The organism is Streptomyces flaveolus (genome assembly GCF_000716535.1).
Classification (GTDB): Bacteria; Actinomycetota; Actinomycetes; order Streptomycetales; family Streptomycetaceae; genus Streptomyces; species Streptomyces flaveolus_A.
Genome location: NZ_JNWV01000011.1, coordinates 1 through 26,098, shown reverse-complemented (window position 1 = coordinate 26,098; position 26,098 = coordinate 1). Strand labels below are relative to the sequence as shown.

Here is a 26,098-nt window from a genome sequence, read left to right as displayed (position 1 = left end):
CACTCGGTACGAGCACGCGCCGCGGCCCGTGGGGGGCCACCGGTACGAGGCGGCGGCCGCGCACCGGTCGTCACACCGGGGAGCGGCCGGCCACGTCTCCCCCGGGGTCGTCCGCCAGCATCACGGACGCGGTGATCCGCTTGCCGACCGGTTCCCGGTGCGCCTCGAAGCCCTGGCACACGGCCATCACGATCTCAAGCCCATGCTGCCCCACCCGCCCCGGATCGGCCGCCTTGGCCACCGGCAGCACCGGCGCGGTGTCCCAGACGGTGATCCCGACGCTGTCCCCGGACAGCTCCAGATCGACCAGGCACGGCCCCGGCGCGTGCTTGCAGGCATTGGTGACCAGCTCGCTGACCACGAGCTGGACCACGCCCATCGCCCGCTCCGACACCGGCAGGCCGTGATCGGCCTGCGCCCGGGTCAGGAACGCGCGCGCCAGGTCACGGGCGGCGGCGATGTCGGCGGGGCTGCCCTCGTACGCGGCGGAGGTCATGACGAGTCCGGCACGGTCCGTCCGCCGGTCCCCGGTCCGGGCCACCTCGTCCATACCAACCGCCCTCTGCCCGAGCGCCTGATCCCTACCTCGCGTGTACCCAGAAACGGCCGGTATCCGGCCATGCCGGCGACGGGGAAGACAGGAGCGACGTCGGCACGGGCGCGTGCCGCGGTACCGGCCCGGACGGAGACCGGGCCGCCGGGTGCGGTCACGGACGGCTTGGTGGTCAGGCGGCCTCCGGGCAGGCATCATGCGGGGACGAGGCGGGCGGGCGGCGGGGGGCCGATGGTCGACGAGGTACGGCGGGACGGGGACTCGCGGCGGGACGGCGGGACGGCGACAGGGACCGGCCGGAGCGCTCCGGGAGGCCGACCGGTCGTTGCACGCCGTGACGGACCGGGAGCCCGCCGTGGCCCGCGGTCCGGTGACCGACCGGCCGACCGGCGCCGGGGCCGCGTCGAACGAACAGGGGGAGGACTTCTCCGTCGTCCTGGCCCTCGTGGGTCTCGTGCTCGGCACGCCCAGCCTGAGCGGGGCCGACCGCGCGTCGTCCGGCTCCGGCGCGGACGACCGGGCGCAGGCGTCAGGGCGCCTGCGGTGGGCGGACCGGCACGGGCCCCGGGAACTTCCGCACGTCGTACAGGCAACCCGGCGCCCGCTCCGCCGGGTTGAGGCAGACGTACCGCCCAGCCGACCTACAACGACCACCCTCTGGAGGACTCAGTGGACCGAAAGCCCCGACGCGCCGCTTGCCGGGTGCTGGCCGCCGCCGTGCTCGCCGCCACCGCCGCGCTCGGCGCGGCAGCGCCCGGCGCGACCGCGGCGGACCGGGTGGCCGGCGCCGGACCGGCCGCGTCCCGTGTGCCGTTGCGCGTGGCCACGTACAACATCCACGCCGGAGCCGGTCAGGACAACGTCTTCGACCTCGACCGCACGGCGGCGGCGATCCGGGAACTGGACGCCGACGTCATCGCACTCGAGGAGGTCGACGTGCACTGGGGTGCCCGGAGCGACTTCACGGACGAGGCCCGGGAACTGGCCGGAAAGCTGCGGATGCGGTTCTTCTTCGCGCCGATCTACGACCTCCCCCCGGCCACGCCCGGCGGGGAACGGCGGCAGTACGGCGTCGCGATACTGAGCCGCCTGCCGGTGCGGGGTGCGTGGAACCACGAGATCACCCGGCTGTCCACCCAGACGCCCGACCCGGTGCCGGCCCCCGCGCCGGGCTTCGCCGAGGTGGCGGTCAAGGTCCGGGGCACCCTGGTGCACGTGTACGCGACCCACCTGGACTACCGCCCGGAGCCCTCGGTCCGGCGCGCCCAGGTCGACGACATGCTGGGCGTCCTGGCCGAGGACTCCGGCCCGAAGGTGCTCCTCGGCGACTTCAACGCCGAGCCGGACGCGCCTGAACTGGCCCGGCTGTGGGGCCCGTTGGCCGACGCGGCGCCGGGTGGCGGCAAGACCTACCCGGCGGTGGACCCGGTCAAGCGCATCGACCTCGTGACGGTCTCACGGGACGTCACCGTCACCGGCGCCCGCGAGTCCGCGACCACGGCCTCCGACCACCGCCCGGTGGTCGCCGACCTCCTGCTGCACCGTCGGGGCCACTGAACCGGTCAGCAAAGGCGGGGCCGTCCGGACGCCGGTGCCCGCCGCGGTCTCGGGCTCCTACGGCCGCGGCCTCCTGGTGTCCGTTCCGCGCGTGACGGCCAGCAGGGCGAGCGCGAGGGCCTGGATCGCGGCGACCACCGTGATCAGGAGCGGGACCGAGTAGCCGTACAGGGCTCCGGTCAGCGCGCCGCCCACCAGGCTCGCGCCGCCCACCACCCCGGCGAAGACGCCGTACGCCGTCGCCCGGCGCGGCGAGGGCACCAGGTCCGCGACCGTCGCCCGGAGCGTGGACTCCTGGATGCCCGTCGCCGCGCCCCACACCAGCGACCCGGCCACGGCGGGGGCGACGGTGTGCGTGAACGCCAGTGCCGGTACGGCGGCGCCCAGCACGGGCAGGACCGCCAGCACCCGTGGGCCGATCCGGTCGTACAGCCAGCCGGTGGCGAGGGCGGCCACCGCGTCCACGGCCATCGCCGCCGCGTACAGCACCGGCACCCACGCGGTCGTCATCAGGTGCCGTTGGACGAGGTGGTACGACAGCACGCCGAAGGTGGTGAAGCCGGCCGTCGTGGTGGCGGTGAACGCCGCGTACGACCAGAAGGCCGCGGGCAGGCGACCGGCGGATGGACGAGCGGCGGGCACGGGGCCGTCCGGCGCGGGGGCGGGCGTGGCCGTCGCCTGCCGCTCGTACGCCTCCGGGTCCGGTACCCGCGCCCGCAGCCAGAACAGGAGCGCCAGCACCGCCGCGCCGGGCGCGGCGAGCACGCCGAGCGCGGGGCCGTAGGCGTTCCCGCTCAGCGCGAGCACGCCCGCCACGGTCAGGGGACCGACCAGCGCGCCCACCTGGTCCATCGCCTCGTGGACGGCGAAGCCCCGGCCGCGTCCGGTCGCGGCCGTGGCGTGCGAGAGGAGGGTGTCCTTCGCCGGGGAGCGCACCGCCTTGCCCACCCGTTCGGCGATCACCAGGACGCAGGCCGCCCACAACACGCCGGCCACGCCCAGCAGGGGCACCGAGAGCACGGTCAGCGCGTAGCCGCCGATCGACAGGCCCCAGAAGCGGCGCGTCCGGTCGGCCAGCGGCCCGGACACCAGCCGCAGCACCAGCGCCGCCGCCTCACCTGCGCCGGTGACCACGCCGACGACCAGCGCGGAGGCGCCGAGGGACGCCAGCAGCGGGCCGGTGACCGAGCGGGCACCCTCGTACACGAAGTCGGCGAGCAGACTGACCAGGCCGAACCACACCACGAACCGCCACGGCCCGATCCCGCCCGGCCGCACGGGGTCCGGCCCCTCGGCCCGCGCTGCCCGCACGCCCACACCACCTCCGCGACTGCCCAGCCCAGCATGCCTCGCGACGCTCGGCGAACGCGAGAGAGAGCCCGCCCCGCAGCACCGCGCCGCCACCCCGCACGACAGCCCCGCCGAGTCCGCCGGCGCCCGGGCACCGGCGGACGCCCTGTCCGGTGTCCCGGTCCTGTGTCCCGCTCCACCATCCGCACCCCGGGCGCGCCGCCGTTACCCTTCGGCATCGAGTCCCCACGGCACCAGCGACAGGAGCGACCGCGTGACCAGTCGAGTCCTTCTCGTCTCGCCCGCGATGAGCGCGTCGCTGCGGCAGGCCCGCTTCGACGACGGTGGCTCGCTCGACGCCGGCGGAGCCGCGAGGGCCCGTTCGGCGGCCGGGTCGCTGCCCTCCGCGGCCCGTGTGCTCGCCTCCCCCAGCGTGCGCTGCCTGGAGACGGCCACGGCACTGGGCCTGGAGGGCGTGCCCGTACCGGAGTTGGCCGGTCTCGATGTGGGCCGCTGGCGAGGCCGCACCCTGGACGAGGTGGGGGCGGCCGAACCGGACGCGGTGGGCCGCTGGCTCACCGACCCCGGGTACGCGCCGCACGGCGGTGAGTCGGTCCGGGAGCTGTGCGCGCGGGTCGGGCGCCGGCTGGCCGGCGCACGGGACCTGGAGGGTCGTACGCTCGCCGTGGTCGAGCCGGAGGTGGTACGGGCGGCGGTGGTGGAGGCACTCGGCATGCCCGTCGCGGCCTTCTGGCGCCTCGACGTGCCGCCCCTGACCGTCACCGAACTCAGCGGCCGGGCCGGGCGGTGGAATCTGCGGCTGGGGCGTCCGCTGTCCGCGCCGGAGACCGAATAGCCGCCTGCCGACCGGGGGTTGTGCCCACCGGGACGAGCCGAGGGCCCGCCGGGGATGGTCCCGGAGGGCCCCTCGAGTGGCCGGCGGGAGTCAGTGTGCGGCGGGAACCGCTCGCCCCTTCGCGCCCGTGGCCGGCCGGGACGCCTCCCCGCACGCCGCCAGGACCGGTCCCCGCCCGGCCCGGGTCTCAGGGATCCGCGCGCCGCCCGGGCGGTGTGAAGGCGTACAGGTCGAGGATGTCCGGCAGCGGAGCCACCCCCGGGCCGCCCGCGCGCACCCAGGTGACGATGTCCTCGGTCGCGTCCGGGTCGTTGACGAGCCCCAGCCAGACCGGCCGCGCACCGGCGGCCCGGCCGGCGGCGGACGGCTGTACGACGATGACGTTGGCCTGGTCGCAGACGTCGAGGCAGTCGGAGACGCGCACGGGTACCTCGGCGCGCAGCCGCGCGGTCTGCGCCGCGTGATCGACGCCGGTCACCTTGGGGCTGCCGCAGCAGCAGTCCCGGCACACCACGACCCGGCACGGCGCCGCACCGGCTTTCTCCGCCGCCGCGCCTGCCGCTTCTTCCGCCGGCCTGTCGGGCACGCCGCGCCACTCCCCTCCCGGGGAGTCCGCCCCGGTGTCGCCTCAGAAGGCGATCATCCTTTCATCTCCGGCGACGAGCCGTCACCCGGCCGCCGTACGCGGGTCACCCGTCGGCACGAACCCCGTAAGTCACTCGAAATGACTAATGACGGATTGTGAACCCCTTGTGCCGACTGGCCCCTCCCCCATTCGGAGTTGCAGCCGTACGAGGGACATGAGTCCGTTGGTGTCGTGTCCTGCCGGATCTCACTCAGGAGGAGACACATGGGCACCAACCACAACGGCCTGTCGGCCGAGAAGCTGAACGTCGTCTTCGCGGTCCGCGTGGTCGAGGGCGGCGAGCAGGGCTTCCTGGATCTGTACGAGCACCTCCGGAAGTCCGTGTCCAACACCCCCGGCCACATCGTCGAGCGGCTCGGAGAGCCCGTCGACGACTCCCGCCAGTGGGTGATCACCAGCGAGTGGCGGTCGGCCGAGGACTTCTTCGCCTGGCAGCAGAGCGCGGAGCACCAGGAGCTGGTGGCCCCGCTGCGCGAGTTCGTCGACCAGCGGCAGTCGATGCGGTTCCGGGTGATCAAGGAGACCAAGGGGGTGTCCGCATGACAGGCACCGTCAACGGCCCCGTCGCCGTACTCGGTCTCGGCACCATGGGCGCCGGCCTGGCCGCTCGCCTCCTCGACCAAGGGGTGCAGGTCCGGGTCTGGAACCGTACCCCGCAGCGCACCGCGCCGCTGGCCGAGGCGGGTGCCCACGCCGCCGCCCATCCCGCCGACGCCGTCGCGGGCACGAGCGCGGCCCTCTGCGTCGTGGCCGACGGCGAGGCCCTCGGCGCCGTGCTGCACGGGCCGCACGGCGTGCTGGCCGACGGCCCGTACCCCGGCGTCCTGATCTGCGCCAGCACCGTCGCCCCCGACGAGGTCGTGCAGATCGCCGGTGACGCCCCCTCGGTCCTGGACGTCGGCATGCTCGGCAACCGCGACCACGCCCGCGACGGAGAGCTGCGGCTGTTCGCCGGCGGCGAGAAGCGCGTCTTCGACGCCGCCCGTCCGCTGCTGGAGACGCTGGGCAAGGAGGTCGTCCATCTGGGCGCACTCGGGTCCGGCATGCGGATGAAACTGCTCCTCAACCTGCTGATGGGCATAGAGGTGCAGGCCCTGGCCGAGGCCACCGAACTGGCGCAGGCCTGTGGCCTCGACCGGCAGCTGGTCCTCAAGACCATCGCGGGCAGCGGCTTCGCCTCGCCGGTCATGGCGTTCAAGTCCCGGCGCCTTGCCTCCGGCCGCTTCGACGAGCCGGACTTCAGGCTGCGGCTGATGGCGAAAGACCTCATGCTCGCTTCCAAGCAGGCAGCGACAGTCGGCCTGAGTCTGCCGTTGGCGACCGCCGCGGCGGAGACCCACGTCCGCGCCACCGAGCAAGGACTGGGCGACCAGGACTGTGCCGCGGTCACCCGCGCACTCGCACCGAAACCGGATACCGACACGTGATCATCGACATCCACGGGCATCTGTCCCCACCGGAAGCGGCCGAACGCTTCCCCATGCCCTCGAGCCTGACCGACGTCGACGGCATGCTCGCCGCCCGCGCCGAGGCCGGGATCGACCTCACCATCATCGGCAGCCCCGTCGGGGCCGGCGCGATGGCGCGGGTGCCGGGCGTCGACAACTACGCCCAGCCCCGCGACCGGCTGCGCGGCTTCCACAACTGGATGTCGGGGCTGATCCGCAAGTTCCCGGACCAGCTGCGCGGCTATGTGTACGCCAACCCGTTCGGCGACGACGACCACCTCGAAGGGGTCCGGGAGACCCTCGCGGACCCGGCCTTCGTCGGTCTGATCACCACGTCCAGCGTGCACGGCGAGCTGCTCGGCTCGTCCCGCGCCGACTCCTTCTTCGCGCTGGCCGCGGAGGCGGGGGTGCCGGTGCTGGTGCACGCCCCGGCCGAACCGGCCGGCACGGAACGGGTGGACGAGATCGGGTTCGTCGAGCAGATCGGCCGCTTCGGCGACGTCACGATGGGCATGGCCATGATCGCGTTCGCGGGGTGGCTGGACAAGTACCCGGGTCTTCGGTTGATCGGCGCGACCGGCGGCGGCGCGATGGCGCTGCTGCCGGAGCGCCTGCGGACGGCGGCACGCCCCCGGCACTGGGCCGGGGGCGCGCCGCCCTCCGGGCGGCCCGGCGCCGCTCCGCCGAAAACCGAGGACCGGGCGGCCGACGAGCCGGCGGCCAGGGCCGTGCGGCCCTCCGCCGACCCGGTCGCCGCCCTGCGGCGCATGTACGTCGACACCAGCCCGTTCAGCCCCGCGCACCTGAGCCTGAACGCCGAAGTGCTGGGCCCCGAACGGATGTTGTTCGGCACCGACTCGCCGCCGATGGCCGCGCCGCTGGAGGACTTCATCCACATGATCGAGAAGTTGCCGGTCGACGAGGCGTCCCAGCGGCTCATCCTCGGCGGCAACGCCCAGACCCTCTTCGACCTCAGGAGTCGTCCGTGACCACCACGCAAGAGGCCGTCGCCGCGGCCGAGCGGTGCACCCCGGAGTTCCGGCGCGACCCGCACGCGGTCTACGCGCACCTGCGCACAGCGGCGCCCGTCTGCCCCATGAGACCGCCGCACGGCAACGAGACGTACCTGATCACCCGGTACGACGACGCGCGGGCCGCCCTGTCGGATCCCCGGCTGAGCAAGGACATGTACGGGGCCATGGACGCCTACCGGAGGATCTTCGGTGACTCGTCCGTCGCGCTGGACGACAACATGCTCAACTCCGACGCGCCGAAGCACACGCGGCTGCGCCGGCTGGTCAACTCGGCGTTCACCCCGCGGCGCGTGGAGGCGCTGCGGCCGCGGATCGAGGGGATCGTCCAGGACCTGCTGGACGAGTGCCCGGCCCGGGAGCCCTTCGACCTGCTGCCCGCGTTCGCGTTCCCGCTGCCGATCGCCGTGATCTGCGATCTGCTGGGCGTGCCGCCCGAGGACCGCGCGCGGATGCAGCACCTGTCCACCACGGTGGCGCAGACCGGCTTCGGCGAGGAGGCCAAGCGGGCCCAGCAGCGGGCGGAGGAGGATCTGCACGCCTACTTCACGGACCTCATCACCGCCAAGCGGGAGCGTCCGGGTGACGATCTGCTCAGCGCGCTCATCGCGGCCCGCGACAACGACGGCGGGCTGACGGAGAGCGAGTTGGTGTCCACGGCGTTCCTGCTGATGTTCGCGGGTCACAAGACGACCGCGTACCTCATCGGCAACGCCGTCCACCACCTGCTGTCCCATCCCGCCGAGCTGCGCGCCGTACGGGAGGACCCGGAGCTGATCCGTGCGGCGGTCGAGGAACTGGTGCGCTACGACGGCTCGGTGGAGAGCGCGACGTTCCGCTACGCGACCGAGGACGTCGAGTACAGCGGGACACTGATCCCCAAGGGCGCCCTGGTCCAGATCGCGCTCAGCTCGGCCAACCGGGACCCGCTGAAGTTCGACGCGCCGGACGAGCTGGACGTGCGGCGGCCGGGCAACGCGCAGGACGCCCACCTCGGCTTCGGGCACGGCAGCCACTACTGTCTGGGCGCCCCACTCGCCCGGCTGGAGACGCAGCTGGCCCTCACCCGCCTGTTCGAGCGGTTCCCCCGGATGGCGCCGGCCGACCCCGCCGGTGAACCGCGGTGGCTGGAGGTCCCGTTCCCGGCCTTCCGGGGCCTCGCGGAGCTGCCGGTCGTCCTCGATCCCGCGGGCTGAGCGACAGCGCCACGCGGCAGGCTCCCGCCGCCCGGCCGGCATGACCGGCCGGGCGGCGGCGCACCCCGTGCGGGACCCGCGCCCGTCGTTCGCAGCCCGCCGATGCCGCGGGCGCCGACGGAGGATCTCCTCGTCGCCGTGCTGACGGTGGATCAACTGGCCGCCGTGGCGCATGATGGAGGCGCCCGTCCCGTCGGAAACGAGGTGGCGCGTCCCGATGAAACGCAAGACCAGAGTCCTCCTGGCGGGCCTGGCCTCCGTCGGCGGCGCCGTCGCCGGCGCGGGCCTGCTGCACAACCGCCGGCCTGATCGCCGAGAACACCTCTATGTCACGGTCTACAGTGAGCCCGGCTACATGGGCCGCAACGAGACGCTGACCTGGACGGGCGGCGAGCGCGAGGTCGTCCCGCTCACCCGGGTGCGGCTGCCGCGCATCGGCTCGATCAGGCTGGAGCGGCTCGCGTACCGCTTCCAGCCCCAGGTGCGGCTGCCGAACATGTACATCCTGTGGCACGCCCTCACCGAACGCCCGGACCGCACGGACCCCGAGGGCGGCGCGGCCAGCTTCATCGCCATGCACCAGCTCGCCGGCATGTTCTCGGCGGGCTTCTGGGAGTCGGTCCGCGCGTCCGAGGCGCGGTCGGGAGTGCGGCTGTGGTCCGGGCGCCCCGGCCGTCCGCCGGCCGCGCACGACGACGGCCCTGCCGGCAAGGCGGCTTCCGGCGAGGCGGCCGCTCCCGACGCCCAGCTCTGGCACGACGTCCTGGCCGACACACCCGACCTCGGCTCCTGGAGCACCCGCACCCGGTACCTCGAACTCGGCTACCACTCCGGGAGCGGCGCCCGCGGCTGACCGGCCGCCCGGACAGGTTCCAGGCGCGCCGCGGCAGTTGGGCCGGGCTGACCCGTTCGCCCAGCACGTCCGCCACGAACTGGACGAGCCGGCGCTGGGACGGGCTGCGGGAGGCCCCGTGCCGGGCGTAGAGCACGACCTCGACCGGCTCGGTGTCGAACGGGAGGCGTACCAGGCGCAGGCGGTGGGCAGCGGCGAAGACCTCCCCGACGTACTCGGGGACGATCGCGATCAGGTCGGTCCGCTCCACGAGCGCGGACCGGGGGACGACGTGACCACTGGTGCCGTACACCGTGGCGTGGGCTCGGCCGCCGGCTCGGCCAGGGTGACGGACGCGCGGGTGGTCGGGGCCACGGCGACCAGGCCGACGCAGCGCTCGTGGAGGAGCGGGATGGGGAGAGGCCCTGGTGGTGCTGCCCGGCGCCGATGGGGGCAAGGCGGCCTCGGCCGGCGCGTTCGGCTCGTGGCCGCACCAGGGGCAGCCGTCCTCACCCTGCCGGCCCGGCGCCCGCCAGAACCCGTCACGGGGTCCGCCGGCTGAGGGAGCCGCGTCCGTTCACCGTTCCTCGGGGAGCCCTTCGCTGGTGATGAAGTAGAAGACCGGGAGCACGACGAAGACGGCGACCGCCGCCAGCGGCGCGACGAGGATCCCGAGGAGCCCGGCGGCGGCGTACGCGAGGGCTCCCACCCAGGAGCGCAGGCGCCCGTGCCGTACGTAGGTGCTCTCCACGTCCGGTGTCAACAGCTCGGGGTGGCGGGCCAGTTGGTGGTAGAAGGCCACCCAGCTCAGGCACATCACCGCCGCCAGTCCGGCGTACAGGGCGACGGCGACCCGGGCGTCGGCCCCGGCGGGGTCCGCCTGGAGCGCGTCCGCGACGACCGCGGTGGGGAACGACAGCGCCGCCGTGCTGAACAGCAGCAGCAGATTCGCGGCGTGCAGCCCGCGGTCCATCACACGGACCCGTACGAAGGCCTGGTGGTGGTTCAGCCAGATGACCGACACGTATCCGAAGGAGGCCAGATAGCCGAGGTAGGCGGGCCACTGCGCCAGCAGCGCGTGGCCGAGGCCGCCCGGCCGGTGCGGTGGATCGGCCAGCCCGAGGGCCAGCAGCGTGACGGCGATGGCGAGTACGCCGTCGCTGAAGGCCTCCGCGCGGGTGGTGTCGGACCGGGAGAAACCGCGGAGGCGGGTGCGGGACACACTGGCTCCTGGGGTGCTTGTTCACAACGGGACGGGGCGGGGCTGGAAAGGAGGTGTCAGGCCCCGCTGCCCGGACTGAGGGGACCGACCCGGGGCGCGGACGCCTTTCCCGTGTTAGAGACCTTGCCGCCGGTCCAGGGGACCGGGAGGGAGGTGGTCTCGTCAGGCGGGGTGACCAGCAGGGTTCGTGGCGTGACGGTGGTGACGCCGGTGATCGCCGGATCGGTGTAGCTCAGCGCCGACCAGGCGTCGGCCCCCGGGGCGAGCGTCACCCGCTGTTCCCGCTGGTCGGTGGCTCGCTCGGGGTCCGGCGTGACGGCTTCGCCCGCCCCGTTCACGAAGGCCACACCCGGGAAGCCGTACAGGCTGCACGGGCGCGGGGACCGGTTGGTCAGCACGAGGGCGAAGTTCTCCTGCCCGGCGCCGGGGTGGTTCGGTCCGAGGGACGCCCTCAGGTCGGAGGTGCGGCAGCGTTCCGGTGCCGGTGCGGCGGAAGATGATGTCCCCGTACCGGCGCCGGTGGGCTCCGAGGTGGTGGAGGTGCCGCCGCCGGCGGGCCCCGGACCGGTCGCCGACGGCGTACCGGTGGCGGCCGACGCGGACGGGGACGGGGCGGCCCCGGAGGCGCCGTCCGCGCTGTGGCCCGTACACGCGGTCAGCACGGCGCAGCAGGCCAGCACGGCGGGCAGGATGCGACGGTACGTCATGGTGCTTCTTCCTCGGGGCTCACGGGCGCCGTGGCGGGTGCGCGCGCCGGCCAGGGGCCGGCGCGGGAACGGGCGGCGGGTCGGGTCAGTGGGCGGAGCGGACGGACCGGGCCGCGCGCAGGATCAGGTCGGTGACGGGGCCCGGGTCGCTCACGGACACCGCGTGCGGGGCGCGGACGGTGACGGTGTGGGCGTGGGCGCGCTCGGCCATCCAGCGTTCGGCGGCCGGCGGGATGTTGCGGTCCTCGGCGGCCACGAGGTACCAGCTCGGGATCTTCTTCCACGCGGCGGCGGTGGCCGGTTCCTGGAGCGCGGCCAGGGTGATCGGGCGCTGGCCGGCGGCCATGACCTGGGCGGTCGGCACGGGGACGCCGGCGGCGAACTGGTTGCGGAAGAGGTCCTTCCTGATGACCAGTTCCTCGCCCTGGCCGCCGTCGGGCAGCGGGTAGTGCTGGGTGACGGTCGCCTGTCCCAGGGTGCTGCCGGGGAACTTGTCGGTGAGTTGCAGGGCGCTCTCCCCGATCTCGGGGACGAAGGCGGCGATGTAGACCAGCGCCTTGACGCGCGGGAGGTCGGCCGCGGCCTGGCTGATGACGGCGCCGCCGTAGGAGTGGCCGACCAGGACGATCGGTCCGCCGACGCTCTCCAGGACGCTGCGGATGTAGGCGGCGTCGCTCGCCAGTCCGCGCAGGGGCAGGGCGGGCGTCAGCACGCGGTGGCCCTGCCGCAGCAGTCGCTGGACGACGGCGCGCCAGCTGGAGCCGTCGGCGAACGCGCCGTGGATCAGGACGATGGTGGGGTCGGCCGGGCGGCCGTGTCCGGTGGCCGGACGGCCGGCGGCCGGTGCCGCGTGCGCGATTCCGGCGGTGCCCAGGGCGGCGGCGCCGGCCAGGAGGGACGTGGTCACGGTACGGCGCGAGATCGGTGGGTTCATGGTTCGCTCTCTGTCAGGGGCGGACGGTGGATGCCGCGGGTCGACGGCCGGGCGGGTGCGGCCGTGGTCAGCCGGAGGTGCCCCGGACGGCGTCCTCGATGAGGTCGACGACCCGCTCGGGGTGGGCGAGCATGACCAGGTGGGAGGAGTCCACCTCGACGGTGGTCATGCCGGCCCGCCGGTAGCCGTAGCGCTCCACGTCGGGGTTGATGGTGTGGTCGGCCGAGGCGACCAGGCCCCAGGACGGCTTCGTCTTCCAGGCCGCGGCCGGGGCCGCCTCGGAGAAGGCCAGCGCGGCCAGCGGGCGCTGGGACACGGCGAGGACGGAGGTGAGGCGGGGGTCGACGTCCGCGGCGAAGATGGCCGGGAACCTGTCGGGCCGGACCGACACGTCGGTCCCGGGCTGGTCCGAACCCTCGACCGGGAACGGGGTGTAGACGAGGGCGGCGGCCAGGTCGGAGTCGGGGAAGCGGCCCTGCAGCTCGCCGAGGCTCTCGCCCTCCTCCAGGGCGTAACCGGCCAGGTAGACCAGTGCGCTGACGTTGTCCTCGGTGCCGGCGACCGTGATGACGGCACCGCCGTAGGAGTGGCCCACCAGGACGACGGGGCCGGGGATCTGACGGACGATCGCGGCGACGTAGGCGGCGTCCCCGATGAGGCTGCGGTTGGGCACGGCCGGGGCGACGACGTCGAAGCCGCGGGCGATCAGCCGGGGGATGACCTCCGCGTAGCTGGAGGCGTCGGCGAAGGCTCCGTGGACGAGGACGACGGTCGGTCGGTCGGTACGGGACATGGGGGAACTCCCTGGTCGCTGGGGTGGGTGCCGGCCCGCGCCGGACTGCCGGGCGGGTGGATGGCTCGTGGGCGGGTGCCGGGGCCGCGAGACGTCCGGACAGGCCGGTGGTCCGGTTCGTGCGCGGAACGCGCCACCACGCCGTGGGCGAAACCTCCGGTACGTCCGAAACCCTAGGGCGGGCGCAAGGGGGCGGATTGACTGTCTGTGCACCGTCTGTGGCCTGTGCGCGCTCACGGACCGCCGGCGCGTCCAGGGGAGCCCCCAACGGGTAAGACCCGTATCTCTTCTCGGACACGTGGTGGTGCGGGCGGCGGAACGGCTGCGCGCGAGTCCGCCGCACGACCTGGTCCTGACGCATCCGCGCGGGGTGGGGCGCGATCCGGACGGCGGGGAACCGCGCGGCCGGGGCGGGTCAGGCGGCGTGCAGCGCGGTGTGCAGGGTGTCCGTGACCTGGATGCGGGCCGCCCGGGAGGCGTCGGTGCCGCGGAGCGGGTCGAAGAGCACGAAGCCGTGGATCGTCCCGTGGTAGCGGATGGACACGACGGGGACGTCCGCCTCCCTCAGGTGGGAGGCGTAGGCCTCGCCCTCGTCGCGGAGCACGTCCGCCTCGGCGGTGAGGACGAGCGTCGGCGGCAGGCCCCGCAGCGACCGGGTGGGCGCGCGCAGCGGGGAGACGGTGTCGTGCGTCCGGATCCGTGGGTCCGGTGCGTACTGCTCCCAGTAGTCGCGCATGACGGCGCGGCTCAGGAAGTAGCCGTCGGCGAACTGGTCGTAGGAGGGGGTGTCCATCGCGGCGTCGGTCACCGGGCAGAGCAGCACCTGGTGCCGGAGGGCCGGGCCACCGCGCTGCCGCGCCAGGAGGGCGAGCGAGGCGGCGTGCTGGGCGCCCGCGCTGGCGCCGACGACGGCCATCCTGCTCCCGTCCAGCCGGCATTCCGAGCCGTGCCGGGCGATCCACCGGGCCACGGTGTACGCCCGCTCGACGGCGCCCGGATAGCGGACGTCCTCCGGCGCGTCGTACTCCGGGACGACCACGGCGGCGTCCGCTCCGAGGACGAGGTCCGCGAGCAGATGCCGGTGCGCGTACGCATCGGTCAGCATCCAGCCCAGTCCGTGCAGGTAGAGCACCACCGGGAGGGCCTCGTCACTGCCGGCGGGGCGCAGGACGCGCACGCGGACGCGCTGGCCACCGCTGCCCGGCAGGGCCAGCCACTCCTCCTCGATGTCCGGCTCGGCACCGCCGTCACCGGTCCACAAGGACGCCATCCGCGCCTTGGCGCCGGCCGCGCCCGGATCCGAGGACGCGGGCAGTGCGTGCGTCTCGACGAAGGCGCGTGCCAGCCGCTCCAGGACAGGCGCGGCCCGAGGGGCGGGAACGTCGTCTTGCAAAGAGAACTCCTGCGCGGAGGCCCGGCCGCTCGAAGGACCGGACCGTCGGAAGGGGTGCCGGCCCCTCCCCCGCGGCCGGGCAGGCAGGCGTGCGGCGCCGGAGGCGGCGCCACCGACACGGCTACCCAGCCTAGGGCGCGGCGAACGGGATGCGAGCGGCACCGTGCCACGGATACTTGCCGCTGCGTGCACAGTTTCGGTCCGGTGACGCGGGCGGCGGCGCCGGCGCGCGAGGAGACCGCCGGGGGGGGTCCATGCGGACAGGGGCATGAGCCGTGCGCGGTGAGGCATCGCCGCGTGCGCCCCCCGGCAAGAGGCGCCGGGCACCCGCATCCAGGGTCGGCGCCCGATCTACTCGTGCGTCATCTCCGGACGAGATGACAGACATCCCGAACGATCGCGCCAGGTGCGGAAGCCGGCCGGCGGCCAGGTCGTTGTGCCTGCATGACGAAAGAAGGTGCACATGTCCACACCACGTGATCTCCGCCGTAGGACCGATTCGGCGCGGGAGGCGCACGGCGTGCCCGGCGGGCTGGTCGCGCTCCTGGCCGTCGCGTCCGGGATGACGGTCGCCAACCTGTACTACGCGCAGCCGCTGCTGTCGTCGTTGAGCGACGTGTTCGGGATCGGCACGGCCACCGCGGGCACGCTGATCACCCTGACCCAGATCGGCTACGTCCTCGGCATGATCTTCCTGGTGCCGCTCGGCGACCGGCTGGAGAAGCGCAATCTGGTGTCCATCCTGCTGATCGTCACGACGGCCGCCCTCGTGGTGGCGGGACTGGCCCCGAACTTCCCCGTGCTGCTGATCGCCGCGCTGATCAGCGGTGCCACCTCGGTCGTGGCCCAGATCCTGGTGCCCTTCGCCGCCAGCCTCGCCCCGGACCACGCCAGGGGCCGGGTCGTCGGCCGGGTCATGAGCGGTCTCCTCACCGGCATCCTGCTCTCGAGGACCCTCAGCAGCCTGGTCTCCGACGTCGCCGGCTGGCGGGTGGTCTTCCTCGGCTCCGCCGCCCTGATGGCCGTCCTCACGGTGGCGCTGCGCGCCGCTCTCCCCGATCAGGCCCCCACCACCTCCGTCCCGTACCACCACGTGCTGCGTTCCACGGTCCGGCTGGTGCGCACCCATCCCGCGCTGCTGCGCCGCGGGCTGTACCAGGCGGCGATGTTCGGCGCGTTCAGCGCGTTCTGGACCACGGTCTCCTTCGTCCTGACCGGTCCCCGCTTCCACTACTCGCCGATCGGCGTCGGCGTCTTCGCGCTCGTGGGCGCGGCGGGTGCGGCGGTGGCGCCGTTCGCCGGGCACTGGGCCGACCGAGGACTCACCCGTCCCATGACCGGTGCCGCGTTCGTGGTCGCCGCGCTGGCCTTCGTGCTCGCCGGTGTGGGCGGACACAGCATCGTGCTGATAGCCCTGGCCGCGATCCTGATCGACATGGCCGTACAGGCGACGCTCATCCTCGGACAGCACACCATCTACGCCCTCGACCCCGGTGCCCGGGCCCGTCTGAACAGTGCCTTCATCGCCCTGTTCTTCGTCGGCGGCGCGGCCGGCTCCCAGCTCGGGTCCACGGTCTACCACGCCGGGGGCTGGGCCGCCGTCACCGTCCTGGGCGCCGCGCTCCCGCTGGCCGCGCTCGTCTACTGGGCCTTCGAGCGGCCCCGGGCGGCGCGGCCGGCCCCGGCCGCGGACACCCTCGACTGAGCACGCCGGGCCAGGCCGGACGGCACACCGCTCGCAGGCGCCCGACGGACCGTCCCCTGTCGGGCGCACCCTACGATGCGGCACGGGCCCCGCCCCTCGGCAACCACTCCGGCACCCGCCCGAAGGAGCACACGATGGATCTGCGGCAGATGGAGGTCGTCGTCGCGGTGGCCGACGCGGGCGGCTTCACGGCCGCGGCACGACGGCTGCACGTGGTCCAGTCGGCGGTGTCGGGCACGGTCCGCGCACTCGAACGCGAGCTGGGCACGCCCCTCTTCGACCGCACCACGCACCGCGTCGCCCTGACGCCGGCGGGCGAGGCGTTCGTCCCCGCGGCGCGCACCGCCCTGCGGGCCGCGGAAGCCGCCCGGGAGGCGGTCGACGCGGTACGGGGGCAACTGCGCGGCCGGATCACGGTGGGCACGATGCAGGGGGTCTGGGCGGGGCTCCACCACGCCCTGGCCGCGCTGCGGGCGGAGCACCCGGGGCTCGGCGTACAGCTCAGGCAGGCTGCGGTCGCCGACATCCGGCAGGCGCTGCGCGAGGGCACGGTCGACCTGGCCGTGGTCGCGCTGGACCGCCAGCAGCAGCGCGGGCTGACCACCCGGTTGCTGTCCCAGGAGGAGATGGTGCTGGTGGCGTCGCCGCGCCGGGACGTGGGGGCCACGACGCCCCAGGGTGAGGTGGAACTCGCCGACGCCGCCCGGCTGCCGCTGGTGGACTTCAGCCCGGGCTGGGCGATCCGTCACTCGGTGGACCGCGCCTTCCGGGCCGCGGGCGTCGACCGAACCACCACGTTCGAGGTGAACGACATCGTGGCGGCGGCCGAGCTGGTCCGCAACGACCTGGGGGTCTGCATCCTGCCCCGGTCGATCGCGAACCGCTTCCCCGACCTGACCCCGTACGGTTTCCGGCACCATGCACCCCACTGGAAGATCATGCTGGTGCGTCCTCCGGGTGAGGCGTCACCCGCGGTCGCCGCGCTGTGGCGGCACTTCACCTGATCATTTCTGCCTGCGTTCTTCCTGGTGATCGCCGGGTGCCGGCTGATTGGCTGGTCCGGGCGGCACGACCTGTACGGCGCCCGTGCCACCTATGCCGAGGGAGAACCAGTTGAGCGTGGTGCTGACGACCGACGCGGTGCCGGACCAGGAGAAGGTCGCGTACTGGAACGACGCGGTGAGCAGGGCACTGGTACCGGTCTCCGTGGCCCCGCGCGACGGCAAGCGGTTCGACGGCAGGATCACCACCGACTCCCTCGGCTGTCTGCGGGTCTCCCGCATGGAAGCCGACGCCAAGCGGGTCAGTCGCACATCGGCCCTGATCGAGCGTTCACCGGAGGCCTTCGTGGCGGTCGGCCTCCAGGTGTCGGGCACCGCCACCTTCCTCCAGGACGGCCGGCGGGCCGAGATGGGCGGGGGCGACCTGGTGTTCTACGACACCACGCGGCCGTTCTCCTTCACCTATCCGCAGCGGTTCGCCACCCATGTCTTCCAGGTGCCGCGCCATGTGCTGGGCGTCGCGGACAGCGACATCAGGCGGGTCACGGGTACCGCGATCGACACGGCACACGGCTTCGGCGCGGTGCTCCGGCCCTTCCTCACCACGCTGGCCGACGCGGCCCCCTCCTACCCGGCGGCCGTCGGGCACCGGCTGGCCGGCCATGTCGTCGACCTGTTCGCCACCCTGATCACCGATCAGGCGCGACGGGACCCGGACGAAGGCCGCGACCATCTCCTGCTGAGCATCCGGGCCCATATCGACCGCGAGCTCGGCGACCCCTCCCTCTCCCCGGAGTCCATCGCCCGGGCGCACCACATATCCGTGCGCTATCTGCACCGCCTCTTCGAGGGCGAGGGCATCACCGTCAGCCGTCTCATCCAGCAGCGGCGGCTGGAGGCGTGCGGGCGTGAACTGGCCCGTCGCGGGCGGGTGACGCCCACCGTCTCGGCGGTCGCCCGGCGCTGGGGGTTCGTCAATCCCGCCCACTTCAGCCGGACCTTCCGCGCCGCGTACGGCCTCTCTCCCCGGGAGTGGCGCACCCTGCACCTGGAGCGGGGCGAGGGCGAGCAGCCGGCGGGCCCGCCCCTGTCCTGACGGCCCCGCCGGGCACCGGTGTTCAGTCGGTGTCCAGGCGGGCGAGCCGGGAGCGGGCCTCGGCGACCCGTTGCGGGTCCGCGTCGCTGCCCAGGGCGACGCACCGCGTGAACGCCTCACGGGCCTCGGCGGGCCGGCCGGCTTGGAGGAGTACGTCACCGAGCGAGAGGAGATAGCGGCTCTCCAGGGCGATGTTGCCGTCCGTCCGGGACAGCTCGACCGAGGTCCGCAGGTACTTCACCGCTTCCTCCCAGCGCCCCATGCGGCCGTAGGAACCCCCGAGGCCCGCTAGTGCGTTGGCCCGTGTGAAGGCGGCGATGTGTGGTTCGACGCGGTCCCCGGCCTCGTCCAGCCGGGTCAGCACCCGCCGGTAGACGTCGATCGCCTCCTGGTGGTTCCCGGTGGCCCTCAGCACCAGGGCGCGGGAGATCAGGGCCTGGAGCATGCCGTGCAGGTCGCCGGCGGCCTCGAACAGCGCGACGGCGCGGGTGCTGTGCTCGGCGGCCGGGCCCTCTTCGTGCAGCTGGTGGTGGGCCCAGGCGGCGTACCCGTGCGCCCACGCCTGCTGCTCGGCGTCGCCGGCCCGCCGGGCCGCGTCCAGCGCGCGGGCGGCGTACGGGAGGCTGTCCCGGGGCCGGCCCTCGCAGATCATCACCGCCCAGGCGTAGTAGTTGAGCAGGGTCGCTTCGAGCAGGGGGTCGCCGAGCGCCTCGGCGGAGCGGACGGCGGTGCCGAAGACCTCCGGCCAGTACCCCCAGAACATCCACTGGTCGGAGAACCAGTGCAGGGACTCGGCCACCTCGACGACGGTGGCGTGGTCGCCGTCCGCCGCGGCGGCGTGCAGGGCCGCCAGCCAGTTGGCGGCCTCGGCCTGCAGCCAGTCGCGGGCCTTGTCGGCGCTGGAGAGGTCCACCGTGCCGCGCCAGGAGGCGGGCGGGGCTCCGTGGCCGGGTTCGTACCACCGGCCGGCCACGACGGCCGTCTCCAGCAGCCAGCGGAACATCGACCGGCGGGCCCGTTCGACGTCGGCCTCGCTGTCCTCGGCGGTGAGGCGGCAGCGGCCGTACAGGCACAGCAGGTCGTGGAGCCGGTAGCGGTCCTCGGCGCTGCCGAGCAGGCCGGCCTCGACCAGTTCCTCCAGGGTGTCCTCGGTGTCGTGGACGTCCTGGCCGGTGAGCCGGGCGGCGCAGGCGGCGCCGACGTCCGGGCCGGGGGCCAGGGACAGGCGCCGGAACAGGCGGGCGGCCGCGGGCGTGAGCTGCCGGTAGGACAGGTCGAAGGCGGTCGTGACGCATACGTCCCCGGCGGAGAGCGCGTCCAGCCGCCGTTCCTCGCTGGCCAGCCGGTCCGCGAGCCGGCGCACGGTCCACCCCGTGCGGGTCGCCAGCCAGTTGCCCGCGATCCGCAGGGCCAGCGGCAGGTGCTCGCAGAGCCGGGCGACCTCCTCCAGGGCCTCGGGTTCGGCCGACGCGCGCGCCTCGCCGACGAGGGAGGCCAGGAAGGCGGCCGACTCGGCCGGTTCGAGCCGGCCGAGGGGCAGCCGGTGCACGTCGTCCAGGCCGGTGAGCATGCGGCGGCTGGTCACCAGGACGAGCGTCCCGCCCGCGCCCGGCAGCAGCGGACGTACCTGCGCCTCGTCACGAGCGTCGTCCAGCACCAGCAGACAGCTGCGGTCGGCGAGGACCTGCCGGTAGAGGGCGGGGTGGGCCTGCGGTCCCGCCTTGGCCAGGTCGCGGTCGGGCACGCCGAAGGCCTTCAGCACCCGGACCATCAGCTCGGAGGGGGCGGGTGGGCTGTCGTCGGTCCCCCTGAGGTCGATCATGAGCTGGCCGTCGGGGAAGCGGTCCGCGAGCCGGCGGGCGGCGCGCAGCGCGAGGGTGGACTTTCCGGTGCCGGGCGGTCCGTGGATGGCGACCACGACGGGCTGGTGGTCCGGGACACCGCCGCCCGCCCCGGGCGCACGGTCCTTCCGGGGCGCTCGGACCAGTTCTTCCAGGACGGCCAGCTCGTCCGCGCGGCCGACGAAGTCGTCGATGCCGCGCGGGAAGGAGCGGACGCCGACGGGACTGTATCCGGGGGTGCGTCCGGCGCGGGCGGCGGCGAGCAGCCGCTCCCGGTCGGTGTCGTCCAGGCCCAGGCCGTCGGCGAGCGCGGCCACCGTCCGACGTTGGGGGGCGGCCCGCCGGCCGCGCTCCAGGTCGCCGATGCCCCGCTCGCTGACCCCGGAGGCCTCCGCCAGGGCCTCGATGGTCAACGACTTCGCCCGTCGCATCGAGCGCAGCAACGGCCCGAACGCGGCCTTTTGTGCGGACATATCCGCCCTTTCCCCCGACTACGCTTGAATATTGTAATACCGAGGGCTCGCCGGCCAACGTCCTGATCAGGATGCGGACACCGCGCCGACGAGCGTGCCGGGGTCCTCGGCCGTCCGCGCGCCATCGCCCCACGCCGTCCCGAGGCGGCCCAGCGGGCCGACCGGTCTCGCCGCGGCCCGCTCGCCGTCACCGGTCGGATGCCCGGCGTTCGTCACGACACGTGACACCTGGGACACGCGTGGTTCCCGCGACCCGCGGCAGGTGATAGACACAGCGGGATCACAGTTCCTGTCCGCCAACAGGAAGGTTGCTGCCGCATGTCTGCAACACGCCGTCAGGTCCTGGCCCGAGCGAGCGCCCTGGGAGCGGGCATCGCCTTCACCGGGGCCCTGTCCGAGCTCTTCGCGGGCACCGCCGCCGCGCAGAACCTGGGCCACACCGGCTACGGCCCGCTCGTCTCCGATCCGAACGGCCTGCTCGACCTGCCGAAAGGTTTCCGCTACACCGTGCTCTCCCGCGAGGGCGACCAGCTCCGCTCCGGAGAGGGCAAGGTCCCCTCGAACCACGACGGCATGGCCGCCTTCGCCGGCCGAGGGGGCCGTACCCACCTCGTCCGCAACCACGAGAACCGCGTCACCGCGCCGATCCCGGTCCCGACCGTCACCGGCCTCACCTACGACCCGGCCGGCAAGGGCGGCTGCACGGCGCTCACGCTCGACGCGCACCAGCGGGTGCTGTCCGAGCGGGTCGCCATCGCCGGTACGGCCGTCAACTGCGCGGGCGGCCGCACCCCTTGGGGCACCTGGCTGACCTGTGAGGAGACCGAGGACAAGGCGGGCACCAACGGCTACACCAAGGACCACGGCTTCATCTTCGAGGTCCACCCCACCGACCCGCACCGCACCGGCGCGGTCCCGCTGACCGCGATGGGCCGCTTCCAGCACGAGGCGATCGCGATCGACCCGCGGTCCGGCATCGTCTACGAGACCGAGGACGCCTTCCAGAAGCCGTTCGGTCTCTTCTACCGCTTCCTGCCCGACCAGCCGCTCGGCGGCGTCGGTTCGCTGCGCGCGGGCGGCCGGCTCCAGGCGATGCGGGTGCCCGGCGTACCGGACCTGTCCCCGGTCCAGGAGCCGGGGACGCGCTTCGACGGCATCGAGTGGGTGGACGTACCCGACCCGCTCGCCGCCTCCACTCCCACCCGGCTGCAGGACTACGGCCCCGGCGGCATCACCCACGCGCAGAAGCTGGAGGGCTGCTACTGGGGCGGCAGCTGCGTGTACTTCGTGTCGTCCTTCGCCCGCAGCGCCGACGGCTCAGCGGCCGACCACTACGGCCAGATCTGGCGCTACGACCCGGCGCGCCGCCGGCTGACCCTGGTCGTCGTGTTCGGTCCGGACACCGATGTGCAACTGCCTGGCGAGTCCCCGGACAACATCTGTCTCGCCCCCGGCGGCGGCCTGATGGTGTGCGAGGACGGCAACGGCGCCCAGCACGTCTTCGGCGTGACCCGCAAGGGCGAGGTGTACCCGATGGCCCGGGGCCGCCAGGCCATCACACCTGCCACCGCGCCGGGCGGTACGGCGCAGGAGCCGGAGTGGGGCGAGTTCGCGGGGGTCACCTTCTCCGCCGACGGCGAGACGATGTACGTCAACTGCTACACGCCCGGTACCACGTTCGCGGTCACCGGTCCTTGGCGCGGCTGACTGCCCGCTCGTCGACGCCGGACGCCGGGGTGCCGTGGGGCGAGCCTTTCCGCAAGGCATGCCCACGGCACGTCCGCGCCCGTTCAGGCCACCTGGATCTTCGAGGCGTTCTCGGCCAGCCACGCGTCGAAGCTCCTGAGCTCCGGGTTGATCTCGCGGAGCCGGTCCAGGTCGCGGGCGCCGGTGAACTCGCGGTCGAAGTCGCCGTAGTACTGGAACATGTTGGCGATCTCCTCGGCGGCCGGGATGTCGAGGGAGCGGAAGACGTCGTAGGGGACGGACCGGAAGCGGACCGGCTCGCCGATCGCGGCGCCGAGCTTCTCCGCGTACTGCGCGCCGGTCAGGTGGTCGCCGGCCAGGCCGACGGTCCGCCCGACGAACCGCTCGCCGCCCTTGAGGAGCGCGTGGGCCGTCCGGCCGATGTCCGCCACGTCCACGCCGGACAGGAGCTTGCCGTCCTCGAAGGGCATGGTCACCGTCAGCACGCCGTCCTCGGCGCGCTTGGGGAGGAAGGCGTCCAGGAAGCCCTGGAAGAAGAAGGTGGTGTTCAGAAAGGTCGTCGGGACGCCGGCCTCGGTGAACAGCTTGTTGCCCGCGCCCTTGGCGTCGAAGTGCGGGACGTTGTACTTCTCCTGGAGGACCGGCATCCGTTGGTCGTCCAGGGGCAGCAGCTCGCGGGTGTCCTCCAGGGTCGACCAGATCACGTGCCGCAGGCCCGCCGCCTCGGCCGCCCGGACGAGGACACCGATCTCCTCCGTCTCCTTCGCCGCCGAGCCGTGCGCCCAGAAGTCGGTGACGAGGAAGGCGCCGTGGGCGCCTTCGAAGGCCTTGTGCACGGTCGGCTCGTCGTGGAAGTCGGCTCGCACCAGCTCGGCGCCGAGCGCGGCCAGTTCCCTGGCGGCGGGCGAGGCGGGGTTGCGGGTGATCGCCCGTACGGCGAACGCGGAGTCGCGGTCGGCGAGGATCGACCGCGCGACGCTGCCGCCCTGCGAGCCCGTGGCGCCGGTGACAGCGATGATCTTCTTTTCACTCATGACAGCCGCCTTGTGTGAGGACGAAGCATGGAGGTGACGCGCCTTGCTTGACGCGTCAATCATGCTGAGTGCGCCTCGGTTGATATGTCAACTTGATTGGCGCACTATTCGGCCATGTTCATCCGATGGGGCTCAGGAGAGCGCCCTGAGGGACCGAGGCGTCCTCAGGACGGGTTCTCGTCCAGCTTCTCCACGACACGCTCGGAGACCTGGGCCAGCGTGCGCAGCTCAGCCGGGGTGACATGGTCGAGGAACAGTTCGCGCACCGCCTCCACGTGGCGCGGGGCGGCGGCCTCGATCATCGCGCGGCCCTCGTCCGTGATCACCACGAAGGCGCCTCGGCCGTCCTCGGGACACTCCTCCCGGACCACCAGTCCGCGCTTCACCATGCGGGCGATGTGGTGGGACATCCGGCTCTTCTCCCACTCCAGGGCCCGGGCGAGCTCCTGGAACCTGCGCCGCCCGTCCGGTACGTCCGTCAGCTCGACCAGCACCGCGAAGTCCGTGGCGGACACGCTCGACTCCGCCTGCAACGAGCGCGACAACCGGCCCCGGAGTTTGTCGTGCAGGCGGATGAAGCTCCGCCACGCGTGCTGCTCCTGCGGTGTCAGCCAACGCACCGTCTCGTCCATGGGGGAAAGTGTAAGCCTGGTTGATACTTCATCGAAGATTGCAGGAAGGTACCGGCACCCATGACACCCACGCCCGCCCCGTCGCTGGTCACACCGCCGAAGCTGGTGGCGACAGACCTGGACGGCACACTCCTCCGAAGCGACGGCACGCTGTCGCGGCGCACACGAGCGGCACTGGCGTCGGCCGAGGGGGCCGGGATACGTGTCGTGCTCGTCACGGGCCGCCCGCCACGGAGCGTGCCGGACCTGCTGGAGCGCGTCGGGCCCCATGCCGTCATCGCGGCCAACGGTGCCGCGGTCCACTCACCGGACGGCACCGTCGCCCACACCTTCCCCCTCTCGGCGCCCGAGGCCACCCGGCTCGTGGAACACGTACGCGCCGCGATCCCGGGCGTCTCGTTCGCGGTCGAGTTCGACGGCGCCTTCGGCCACGAACCGACGTACCCGGCCTGGTCGTTCGGGGACAAGGCCGTCGAACTGATCGGCACGGCCGAGGAGATCCTCGCCCCCGGCTCCGGCAGAGCCGCCCTGAAAATCCTGGCCCACCATCCGGAGCTCCCGCTCGACGCCTTCCACGAACGGGCGCGTCACGCCGCCGGCCCGGACGCCGAGACCACCCACTCCACCGGGCTGTCGCTGGTGGAGTTCAGCGCTCCCGGCGTCACCAAGGCCACCACCCTGATCACCTGGAGCGGCCGGCTCGGCATCGGCACCCAGGAGATCGCCGCCTTCGGTGACATGCCGAACGACCTGCCCATGCTCGGCGCGGTGGGGAACTCCTACGCCATGGCCAACGCCCACCCGGACGTCCTGGCGGCCGCACGTCACCGCGCGCGCTCCAACGACGAGGACGGTGTGGCGCAGGTACTGGAGGCGTTCGTCGACGCGGTCACACACCGGTCACCTCTGACGGCCTGACCGTCAAGGTCCGCCTCTCAGGATCCGCTGCGGAATCCGTCCCTCAAGGTTCGCCCCCGAGGCCGCCGGGGGTGTCCGGGGCCCGGGCCCTGGACACCCCCGGCGGAGCCACGAGGCGGGTCTCCCCGCCGCGTCGCTCAGTCGTCCTCCGGGAACTCGCCCGACCACGCGGCGGCCATGCGCAGCAGGGGTTCGGCCTCGTCCTGCCGCCCCTGACGCTGCAGGGTGCGGCCCAGCATCAGGTGGGCGTAGTGCTCCACCGGATCGCGCTCGATGATCGCGCGCAGCTGTTCCTCGGCACGCCGCAGTTGAGCGGAGTGGTAGTAGGCACGGGCCAGGAGCAGCCGGGGGCCGGTCTGTTCCGGAGCCTCCTCCACGACGAGGGTGAGCAGCCGCGCGGCCCCGATGTAGTCCTTGGCCTCGAAGAGCAGCTGCGCACGCTCCCAGCGCTCCGTGGTGGTCTCCTCGTGCGGCGCGCCGGCGCCGTTGTCGAACAGGTGCAGGGCGCTCGCCCACCGGTCGGGCGCCACTCCGTCGCCCGCCGTGTACCCGGTGAAGTTGTCGGTCATCGTTCCTCGTTCTCCTCTGCCGTGGGGCTGCCGTGCGCCTGGGCCTCAGGCCGCCGAGCCGGTGGTGTGCGCGCGTTCCGCGTCGCGGGCCGCGCGCAGGGACGCGTGGGTGGGCGCGTCGGGCACGTCGGCCGGCCGGTTCTTCGCGAACTCCTCGCGCAGCACCGGTACGACGTCCGCGCCGAGCATCTCGATCTGCTCCAGAGCGGTCTTCAGCGGGATTCCGCCGCCGTCCACCATGAAGAGCTGGCGCTGGTAGTCCCCGAAGTGCTCCCGGAAGGTGAGCGTCTTCTCGACGACCTGCTCGGGCGTACCGACGGTGAGCGGGGTCTGCTCCATGTACTCCTCCATCGAGATCCCGCCTCCCATCACCGGTGAGTGGTCGAAGAACGGGCGGAACTCCCTGATGGCGTCCTGGGAGTTCGGGCGCATGTGGACGTGGCCGCCGAGTCCGACGACGGCCTGCTCGGGGGTGCCGTGACCGTAGTGCGCGTACCGCTGCCGGTACAGGTCGATCAGCTTCTTGGTGTGCTCCTTGGGCCAGAAGATGTTGTTGTGGAAGAACCCGTCGCCGTAGTAGGCGGCCTGTTCGGCGATCTCCGGCGAGCGGATCGAGCCGTGCCAGACGAACGGCGGGACGTCGTCGAGCGGGCGCGGGGTGGAG

26 protein-coding genes are annotated in these 26,098 nt (G+C 73.5%); 12 read left to right on the top strand and 14 right to left on the bottom strand.

From position 1 onward, the window contains the following. Nucleotides 1–70 precede the first annotated feature (70 nt). Nucleotides 71–550, bottom strand: a complete 480-nt coding sequence (locus tag OO52_RS13350; RefSeq protein WP_030644061.1) for an ATP-binding protein — start codon at nucleotides 548–550, stop codon at nucleotides 71–73. Nucleotides 551–1,222: 672 nt separating this feature from the next. Between OO52_RS13350 and OO52_RS13345 the strand changes: the two genes are divergently transcribed. Continuing rightward, nucleotides 1,223–2,110 carry an endonuclease/exonuclease/phosphatase family protein gene (locus OO52_RS13345; protein WP_030644059.1) on the top strand — a complete coding sequence of 296 codons (888 nt, stop codon included), beginning with the start codon at nucleotides 1,223–1,225 and terminating at the stop codon, nucleotides 2,108–2,110. Nucleotides 2,111–2,167: 57 nt separating this feature from the next. Here the strand turns inward: OO52_RS13345 and OO52_RS13340 are convergent, their stop codons facing one another. After that, a complete protein-coding gene (locus OO52_RS13340; protein ID WP_234339805.1) occupies nucleotides 2,168–3,421 on the bottom strand; it encodes an MFS transporter in 1,254 nt (417 codons plus the stop codon). A 253-nt stretch (nucleotides 3,422–3,674) separates the two neighbouring features. Here OO52_RS13340 and OO52_RS13335 point away from each other — a divergent pair, with 253 nt between their 5' ends. Beyond that, nucleotides 3,675–4,256: a histidine phosphatase family protein gene (locus OO52_RS13335; RefSeq protein WP_030644055.1), complete on the top strand. Its 582-nt coding sequence runs from the start codon at nucleotides 3,675–3,677 to the stop codon at nucleotides 4,254–4,256. Nucleotides 4,257–4,443: 187 nt separating this feature from the next. On the opposite strand, the gene OO52_RS13330 is transcribed toward OO52_RS13335, so the two are convergent. Further along, on the bottom strand, nucleotides 4,444–4,770 hold the full coding sequence (locus OO52_RS13330) for a hypothetical protein (RefSeq protein WP_030644053.1): 327 nt from the start codon (nucleotides 4,768–4,770) through the stop codon (nucleotides 4,444–4,446). 336 nt (nucleotides 4,771–5,106) lie between these two features. Here OO52_RS13330 and OO52_RS13325 point away from each other — a divergent pair, with 336 nt between their 5' ends. The 5 genes from OO52_RS13325 (at nucleotide 5,107) to OO52_RS49595 (ending at nucleotide 9,430) form a co-directional block, all read left to right on the top strand. Further along, nucleotides 5,107–5,445 (top strand): antibiotic biosynthesis monooxygenase family protein, encoded by a 339-nt coding sequence (locus tag OO52_RS13325; protein WP_030644051.1) that lies wholly within the window; start codon nucleotides 5,107–5,109, stop codon nucleotides 5,443–5,445. Further along, complete coding sequence (locus OO52_RS13320) at nucleotides 5,442–6,329, top strand: NAD(P)-dependent oxidoreductase (protein ID WP_030644049.1); 888 nt, start codon at nucleotides 5,442–5,444, stop codon at nucleotides 6,327–6,329. The genes OO52_RS13325 and OO52_RS13320 overlap by 4 nt, the downstream gene beginning before the upstream one ends. Beyond that, on the top strand, nucleotides 6,326–7,339 hold the full coding sequence (locus tag OO52_RS13315) for an amidohydrolase family protein (protein ID WP_030644047.1): 1,014 nt from the start codon (nucleotides 6,326–6,328) through the stop codon (nucleotides 7,337–7,339). Before OO52_RS13320 ends, OO52_RS13315 begins: the two co-directional genes overlap by 4 nt. Continuing rightward, nucleotides 7,336–8,577, top strand: a complete 1,242-nt coding sequence (locus OO52_RS13310) for a cytochrome P450 family protein (protein WP_030644045.1) — start codon at nucleotides 7,336–7,338, stop codon at nucleotides 8,575–8,577. Before OO52_RS13315 ends, OO52_RS13310 begins: the two co-directional genes overlap by 4 nt. Nucleotides 8,578–8,794: 217 nt before the next feature. Next, nucleotides 8,795–9,430, top strand: coding sequence for a hypothetical protein (locus OO52_RS49595; protein ID WP_030644043.1), 636 nt, complete (start codon nucleotides 8,795–8,797; stop codon nucleotides 9,428–9,430). A 556-nt stretch (nucleotides 9,431–9,986) separates the two neighbouring features. Here OO52_RS49595 and OO52_RS13295 read toward each other — a convergent pair. From OO52_RS13295 to OO52_RS13275, 5 genes are all read right to left on the bottom strand, one after another. Then, nucleotides 9,987–10,631 (bottom strand): TMEM175 family protein, encoded by a 645-nt coding sequence (locus OO52_RS13295; RefSeq protein WP_030644039.1) that lies wholly within the window; start codon nucleotides 10,629–10,631, stop codon nucleotides 9,987–9,989. 56 nt (nucleotides 10,632–10,687) lie between these two features. After that, nucleotides 10,688–11,338, bottom strand: a complete 651-nt coding sequence (locus OO52_RS13290) for a DUF4232 domain-containing protein (RefSeq protein ID WP_030644037.1) — start codon at nucleotides 11,336–11,338, stop codon at nucleotides 10,688–10,690. An 85-nt stretch (nucleotides 11,339–11,423) separates the two neighbouring features. Continuing rightward, complete coding sequence (locus OO52_RS13285) at nucleotides 11,424–12,272, bottom strand: alpha/beta fold hydrolase (protein WP_030644035.1); 849 nt, start codon at nucleotides 12,270–12,272, stop codon at nucleotides 11,424–11,426. A gap of 67 nt (nucleotides 12,273–12,339) precedes the next feature. Beyond that, nucleotides 12,340–13,065, bottom strand: coding sequence for an alpha/beta fold hydrolase (locus tag OO52_RS13280; protein WP_030644033.1), 726 nt, complete (start codon nucleotides 13,063–13,065; stop codon nucleotides 12,340–12,342). 415 nt (nucleotides 13,066–13,480) lie between these two features. Next, nucleotides 13,481–14,458, bottom strand: coding sequence for an alpha/beta hydrolase (locus tag OO52_RS13275; RefSeq protein WP_030644031.1), 978 nt, complete (start codon nucleotides 14,456–14,458; stop codon nucleotides 13,481–13,483). 463 nt (nucleotides 14,459–14,921) lie between these two features. Between OO52_RS13275 and OO52_RS13270 the strand changes: the two genes are divergently transcribed. The 3 genes from OO52_RS13270 to OO52_RS13260 all read left to right on the top strand — a co-directional run bounded on the left by OO52_RS13270 (nucleotide 14,922) and on the right by OO52_RS13260 (nucleotide 18,260). Next, the gene (locus tag OO52_RS13270; protein WP_030644029.1) at nucleotides 14,922–16,163 is read left to right on the top strand and encodes an MFS transporter; all 1,242 of its coding nucleotides are present in this window, start codon (nucleotides 14,922–14,924) and stop codon (nucleotides 16,161–16,163) included. A 134-nt stretch (nucleotides 16,164–16,297) separates the two neighbouring features. Next, nucleotides 16,298–17,167 (top strand): LysR family transcriptional regulator, encoded by an 870-nt coding sequence (locus tag OO52_RS13265; RefSeq protein WP_030644028.1) that lies wholly within the window; start codon nucleotides 16,298–16,300, stop codon nucleotides 17,165–17,167. 109 nt (nucleotides 17,168–17,276) lie between these two features. Beyond that, complete coding sequence (locus tag OO52_RS13260; RefSeq protein ID WP_030644025.1) at nucleotides 17,277–18,260, top strand: helix-turn-helix domain-containing protein; 984 nt, start codon at nucleotides 17,277–17,279, stop codon at nucleotides 18,258–18,260. A gap of 22 nt (nucleotides 18,261–18,282) precedes the next feature. Here OO52_RS13260 and OO52_RS13255 read toward each other — a convergent pair whose 3' ends face one another. After that, a complete protein-coding gene (locus tag OO52_RS13255) occupies nucleotides 18,283–20,574 on the bottom strand; it encodes an ATP-binding protein (protein ID WP_030644023.1) in 2,292 nt (763 codons plus the stop codon). A 66-nt stretch (nucleotides 20,575–20,640) separates the two neighbouring features. After that, nucleotides 20,641–20,790: a hypothetical protein gene (locus OO52_RS50750; protein ID WP_158712492.1), complete on the bottom strand. Its 150-nt coding sequence runs from the start codon at nucleotides 20,788–20,790 to the stop codon at nucleotides 20,641–20,643. A gap of 102 nt (nucleotides 20,791–20,892) precedes the next feature. On the opposite strand from OO52_RS50750, the gene OO52_RS13250 reads away from it, so the two are divergent. Further along, the gene (locus OO52_RS13250) at nucleotides 20,893–22,281 is read left to right on the top strand and encodes an alkaline phosphatase PhoX (protein ID WP_030644021.1); all 1,389 of its coding nucleotides are present in this window, start codon (nucleotides 20,893–20,895) and stop codon (nucleotides 22,279–22,281) included. A gap of 83 nt (nucleotides 22,282–22,364) precedes the next feature. Here OO52_RS13250 and OO52_RS13245 read toward each other — a convergent pair whose 3' ends face one another. Both OO52_RS13245 and OO52_RS13240 read right to left on the bottom strand, forming a co-directional pair. Further along, the gene (locus OO52_RS13245) at nucleotides 22,365–23,315 is read right to left on the bottom strand and encodes an NmrA/HSCARG family protein (protein WP_030644020.1); all 951 of its coding nucleotides are present in this window, start codon (nucleotides 23,313–23,315) and stop codon (nucleotides 22,365–22,367) included. 164 nt (nucleotides 23,316–23,479) lie between these two features. Further along, nucleotides 23,480–23,947: a MarR family winged helix-turn-helix transcriptional regulator gene (locus OO52_RS13240; RefSeq protein ID WP_030644018.1), complete on the bottom strand. Its 468-nt coding sequence runs from the start codon at nucleotides 23,945–23,947 to the stop codon at nucleotides 23,480–23,482. 60 nt (nucleotides 23,948–24,007) lie between these two features. On the opposite strand from OO52_RS13240, the gene OO52_RS13235 reads away from it, so the two are divergent. After that, a complete protein-coding gene (locus tag OO52_RS13235; protein WP_030644015.1) occupies nucleotides 24,008–24,865 on the top strand; it encodes an HAD family hydrolase in 858 nt (285 codons plus the stop codon). Nucleotides 24,866–25,002: 137 nt separating this feature from the next. Here the strand turns inward: OO52_RS13235 and OO52_RS13230 are convergent, their stop codons facing one another. Together OO52_RS13230 and OO52_RS13225 are read right to left on the bottom strand one after the other, a co-directional pair. Next, entirely contained in the window at nucleotides 25,003–25,434 is a 432-nt protein-coding gene (locus tag OO52_RS13230) for a tetratricopeptide repeat protein (RefSeq protein ID WP_030644014.1), read from the bottom strand. Nucleotides 25,435–25,479: 45 nt separating this feature from the next. Next, nucleotides 25,480–26,098 (bottom strand): LLM class flavin-dependent oxidoreductase (locus OO52_RS13225; RefSeq protein ID WP_037670742.1); only part of this gene is annotated, 619 nt, incomplete at its 5' end.